This is a genomic window from Bradyrhizobium sp. PRIMUS42, assembly GCF_023006515.1.
Classification (GTDB): domain Bacteria; phylum Pseudomonadota; class Alphaproteobacteria; order Rhizobiales; family Xanthobacteraceae; genus Bradyrhizobium.
The window spans coordinates 1-1,204 of record NZ_JALBGZ010001183.1 but is presented as its reverse complement, the minus strand read 5'-3'; the positions used below and the strand labels follow the sequence as shown (position 1 = coordinate 1,204).

The 1,204-nt window shown below is 65.8% G+C and carries 1 pseudogene; it reads left to right on the top strand.

Annotated features, from left to right (window positions below):
* Positions 1 to 1,204, top strand: a pseudogene (locus MOV75_RS38830) (helicase); the annotation flags it as partial.

Below are 1,204 nucleotides of genomic sequence, written 5' to 3'. Positions count from 1 at the left end.
ATCGCCGAGGACATGCGCGTGCTCGACCACGCCGCCCGCGACGCCGAGGTGCGCGATATCGCGCATGGCAAAGCGGCGGTGGAGCGGTTGTGGGAGGCCTGCCAGGTCCCCGACTACCGAAAACTGTCGCCGGCGGCCCATGCCGAGCTGGTGACCACGCTATACGGCTTCCTGATGCGGAAGGAATGCATTCCCGACGCCTGGTTCGCCGCCCAGGTCACCCAGGCCGACCGCATCGACGGCGATATCGACACGCTGTCGGCCCGGATCGCGCAGATCCGCACCTGGACCTTCGTCGCCAACCGCCCCGACTGGCTGAAAGACCCCGAACGCTGGCAGGGGGTCACGCGGGAGGTCGAAAATAAATTATCGGATGCGCTCCACGAACGCTTGACTGAGCGTTTCGTTGATCGCCGGACCAGTGTATTGATGCGCCGCCTGCGGGAGAACACGAGCTTGAATACTGAAATCGGCAAGACCGGCGAAGTCATCGTCGAAGGCCATGTCATCGGCCGTCTCGATGGCTTCACCTTTGCACCGGATGCGGCGGAAGCCGGCTCCGATGCGAAAGCCTTGCAGGCTGCAGCGCAAGCAGTGCTCGCTGGCGAGATCAACACGCGCGCCGAAAAGCTCGGCAATGCGCCGGACGACCAGTTCGTGCTGACCTCGGAAGGCATCATCCGCTGGACCGGCGATGCCGTGGCGCGGCTGTCTGCCGCAGAGGACGCGCTGCATCCGCGCATCCGCATCATCTCCGACGAGCGCCTGACCGGCGCCCCCCGCGAGAAGGTGCAGGCCCGGCTCGAGCTCTGGCTCAAGACGCATATCGAAAAACTGCTCGGGCCGATGTTCGAGCTGTCGAAGGCGGAGGATGTCACCGGCATCGCCCGCGGCATCGCCTATCAGCTGGTCGAGGCGCTCGGCGTGCTCGAGCGTCCGAGGATCGCCAACGAGCTGAAGGATCTCGATCAGCCCTCGCGCGCCGTCTTGCGCAAATACGGCGTCCGTTTCGGCGCCTATCACATCTATTTCCCCGGCCTGCTCAAGCCCGCCGCGCGCGCGCTCGCCGCGCTGCTCTGGGCGCTGAAGCAGGACAATGTCGATCTGTCCTCGCTGTCGGGTGCGCAGCATCTGGCATCGTCCGGCCGCACCTCGTTCCCGGTCGACAAGGCGCTGCCGCGCGATGCCTATCGCGTGCTCGGCT